The sequence below is a fragment of the Citricoccus sp. genome (assembly GCF_035445025.1).
In the GTDB taxonomy this organism is placed as follows: domain Bacteria; phylum Actinomycetota; class Actinomycetes; order Actinomycetales; family Micrococcaceae; genus Citricoccus.
In genome coordinates this window covers 1-3,972 of sequence record NZ_DAOMPX010000117.1, presented here as the reverse complement: position 1 = coordinate 3,972, position 3,972 = coordinate 1, and the positions used below count along the sequence as shown (strand labels likewise).

Genomic DNA, 3,972 nt, shown 5'->3' with positions numbered 1-3,972 from the left:
CACGTGGGGGACGTCGAGACCTCCCGGGCGTGGGCGCGCATCTGCAACGACCTGTGCGCCCGGGTGGCACGGCTCTTCCCCGGTCGCTTCGCGCCCGCGGCCATGCTCCCGCAGTCTCCCGGCGTGCCCACGGAGACGGTCCTGGACGAGATGACACGAGCCGTCGAGGACCTCGGCGCCGTGGCGGTCAACCTCAACCCGGACCCCTCCGGTGGGCACTGGACCTCACCGCCGTTGACCGACGAGTACTGGTTCCCCGTCTACGAGCGGATGATCGAGCTGGACGTGCCGGCGATGGTGCACGTCTCCACGTCCGTGAACCCCGCCTTCCACACCACCGGCGCGCACTACCTCAACGCCGACACCACGGCGGTCATGCAGCTGATCCAGGGCGACCTGTTCTCCCGGTTCCCCGGGCTGCGCCTGGTGATCCCGCACGGCGGCGGCGCCGTGCCGTTCCACTGGGGGCGGTTCCGTGGGCTGGCGATGGCGTTGGGCAAGCCGGAGCTCTCGGAGCACCTGCTGGGGAACGTCTACTTCGACACGTGCGTGTACCACCAGGCCGGCATCGACCTGCTGCTGGAGGTGGTGCCCGCCGAGAACGTGCTGTTCGCCTCGGAGACGGTCGGGGCCGTGCGGGACATCGATCCGTGCACCGGGCACTACTTCGACGACACGCGACGCTACGTCGAGGCCGCGGGCCTGGACGCGCAGACCCTGGCGCGGATCCAGGAGGGCAACGCCCGCAGGGTGTATCCGCGCCTGGCGCGGTGGGTGTGACCCTACCTGTCATGTTCACCCCCCTGGGGTGATGCCCGGGCGGGCCCGGGGGGCGTTGGATGGTCTCGACCATCCCGTGGCCGGGGGTCCCCGCCTCCCCGCGGGCCGGCCTGCGGCCGGGTGCCAGCCCGAAGGAGCCGACATGACGACACCAGCACCCCGCCTGCTCAGCGACGACCTCGTCAAGGTACTGCAATTGGCGCGGGAGTCCGACAGCGTCGAGCTGAAGCTGACCGTGCCCGAGCGGTCGTACCGTTCCGCGGCCGCCGCCCTCGGTGTGGACCCGCTCGACGCGCAGATCCGCCAGGTCTTCTTCTTCGACACCCCGGATCTGCGCCTCGACGCCGCCGGGGTGGTCGTGCGGGCCCGTCGGGTCCGGGACCGCGACGACTCGGTGGTCAAGCTCCGGCCGGTCGTCCCGTCTGCCCTGAGCGCCGAACTGCGCGCGTCGCCCAACCTGGTCGTCGAGGTCGATGCGATGCCCGGGGGCTACGTGTGTTCGGCCGCGCTCAAGCAGCGGCTGACCTCACCGGACGTGGCCGCGGTGGTCTCCGGCAGGAAACCGTTGCGCAAGATCCTGGACAAGGACCAGCGTGCCTTCTTCCTCGAGCACGCCCCGGAGGGGGTGACGCTGGAGGACCTGTCCGTCCTGGGGCCGATCCTGGTGCTCAAGCTGAGCCTCCGCCCGGAGGGCACTCCCCAGAAGTTCGTCGCCGAGATGTGGACCTACCCGGACGGGACCCGCGTTGTGGAACTGTCGACGAAGTGCCCGCCCGCGGACGCCCTCGACGTCGCGCTGGACACGCGCGCCTTCCTGGAGCGCAAGGGGATCCCGCTCAGCGGGGAGCAGCGGACGAAGACCCGGACGGCCCTGGAGTTCTTCTCCCGGGAGCTCCAGGCCCTCGCCGCAGAAGGGCCGGGGCCCGACAGTCAATAAATGCGTCGTTCGGCCTGCCAAAAGCGAATACCGCATGCTTTCCGCGACAGGATCCGAAAAATTGACTACGATGACGTGATGGCGATCACCACACCGGCCCCTATCGACGACACCCCGCGCGCGGAGCTGCAGGCCGACGAACTCGACCCCGTCGTCCTCGGGCGCCGCCTGCGGCACCTGCGCAAGGAGGCCGGGCTGACCCTCGACCAGGCGGCGGAGGCGGTGGGGGCCACCGGCTCGCACCTGTCCCTGATCGAGAACGGCAAGCGCGAGCCCCGGCTGACCCTGCTCTCCCGGCTGGCCGCCCTCCACGGGAGCTCCGTGGAGGACCTGTTGGCCACGGAGGCGCCGAGCCGGCGGGCGGCCCTGGAGATCGCGGTCGAGAAGGCCCAGCGCACCGAGCACTACGCGAGCCTGGGGCTGCCGCAGATCAAGATCTCCCCGCGCACCCCCACCGAGGTCCTCGAGGTCATCGCCGGCCTGGAGGCCGAGCTGAACCGGCGGATGGAGGAGCAGGCCGCCACCCCGGAGGAGGCGCGCCGGGCCAACTCCGAGCTGCGCCAGGAGATGAAGGAGCGCAACAACCACTACCCCGAACTGGAGCGCCAGGCGCAGCAGCTGCTGGACGCCGTCGGGCACTCCGGGGGACCGCTGAGCCACCATGCCGCGGCCGACCTGGCCGAGCACCTGGGCTTCTCCGTTCGCTCCGTGTCCAACCTGCCGCACTCCACCCGCTCGGTGACGGACCTGAAGAACCGGCGGTTCTACCTCTCCCGCGCGCGGAACCCGGACCACGACCAGCGCTCGGTGCTCCTGCAGGCCATCGGCGCCTACGTGCTCGGCCACGGCGAGCCCGTGGACTACTCGGACTACCTGCGCCAGCGGGTCTACACCAACTACTTCGCCGCGGCACTGATGATGCCGCAGAAGGAGACGGTGAAGTTCCTCAAGAACGCCAAGGCGGAGAAGGACCTGGCCATCGAGGACGTCCGGGACGCCTTCGGCGTCTCCTACGAGTCCGCCGCCCACCGGTTCACCAACCTGGCCACCGAACACCTGGGCATCACCTGCCACTTCCAGAAGGTGCACGAGTCCGGGATCATCCACAAGGCCTACGAGAACGACGGCGTCTCCTTCCCCGCCGATCACACCGGCGCGATCGAGGGCCAGCAGGTCTGCCGGAACTGGACCTCGCGGGAGGTCTTCGGCGTGGCCGACCGGTTCCGTGCCTTCAACCAGTACACGGACACCCCGGCCGGCACCTACTGGTGCACCGCCGTGGTGGAGGGCCACTCCTCCGGGTTCTACTCGTTGTCCATCGGGGTGCCCTTCGACGTGGCCCGCTGGTTCCGCGGCAAGGAGACCACCGCCCGCTCCGTCTCCCGCTGCCCGGACCCCTCCTGCTGCCGGCTGCCCTCGCCGGACCTGGAGGCCGAGTGGGGCGGGCACGCCTGGCCGGCCGCCCGCGCCAACGCCCACCTGCTCGCGGCGATGCCCTCCGGGGCGTTCCCCGGAGTGGACGAGGTGGAGGTCTTCGAGTTCCTGCGTGCCCAGGAGGGGTAGCCGACGGCCGGCCCGTGACCTGCCGTGACGCGAAGGGGAGAAGCCTAGGGCATCTGGGCGCACATGTCTCGCAGATGTGCGAAAATGGAGGACAGCCAATCTCACGGAACGCGTCCGGCCCGAGGGTGGGACCGGACTCCGGAGGAGTGGCCTTCGCCCTGAAGGAAAGAGACGTGTACATGCAGTTGATCCCCGGCAAGCTCGTTGTTCATCCCCACCACGGTCCGGCGACCGTCACCAACACCTTCCAGCGCACCGTGAAGGGCGCGGAGGTGACCTACATCGAGCTGACGATCCGGAGCAACAACCTCGTGGTCTCCATCCCGGAGGCGAGGGTGGAGGAGATCGGCGTGCGCGAGGTCTACGACCGCGCCCACCTGCGCAGGCTGCTCGAGGTCGTCCAGGAGCCCACCGGCGTCGAGGAGAAGCAGTGGTCCCGCCGCATGAAGGCCAACCAGGAGAAGGTGGCCTCCGGCCTGCTCGAGCAGATCGCCGAGGTGGTGCGCGACCTGGGCCGCCGCCGCGACACCAAGGGCCTGTCCATGGCGGAGAAGGACATGTTCCGCAACGCCCAGGCCCCCCTCGTGGCCGAGGTCGCCCTGGCCCTGGAGATCACCGAGGACGAGGCCACCGAGGTCCTGGAGGCCGTGGCCAACGGCGCCTCCCTGGACGAGCTGGGCTTCGCCGAGAAC

4 protein-coding genes are annotated in these 3,972 nt (G+C 70.1%); all 4 read left to right on the top strand.

From position 1 onward, the window contains the following. Nucleotides 1-780: amidohydrolase family protein (locus tag PLJ28_RS15195; RefSeq protein WP_324590370.1), on the top strand; the 780-nt coding region annotated here is incomplete at its 5' end. Nucleotides 781-922: 142 nt separating this feature from the next. Beyond that, a complete protein-coding gene (locus PLJ28_RS15190; RefSeq protein ID WP_324590369.1) occupies nt 923-1,717 on the top strand; it encodes a hypothetical protein in 795 nt (264 codons plus the stop codon). Between the two features lie 78 nt (nt 1,718-1,795). Beyond that, a complete protein-coding gene (locus PLJ28_RS15185) occupies nt 1,796-3,280 on the top strand; it encodes a helix-turn-helix domain-containing protein (RefSeq protein WP_298045792.1) in 1,485 nt (494 codons plus the stop codon). Nucleotides 3,281-3,459: 179 nt separating this feature from the next. After that, nucleotides 3,460-3,972: CarD family transcriptional regulator (locus PLJ28_RS15180; protein WP_324590371.1), on the top strand; the 513-nt coding region annotated here is incomplete at its 3' end.

Bases quoted from the DNA above. Each gene is read 5' to 3' on its own strand.
- PLJ28_RS15190 (WP_324590369.1), top strand. From the start codon at position 923: ATGACGACACCAGCACCCCGCCTGCTCAGCGACGACCTCGTCAAGGTA.
- PLJ28_RS15185 (WP_298045792.1), top strand. From the start codon at position 1,796: ATGGCGATCACCACACCGGCCCCTATCGACGACACCCCGCGCGCGGAG.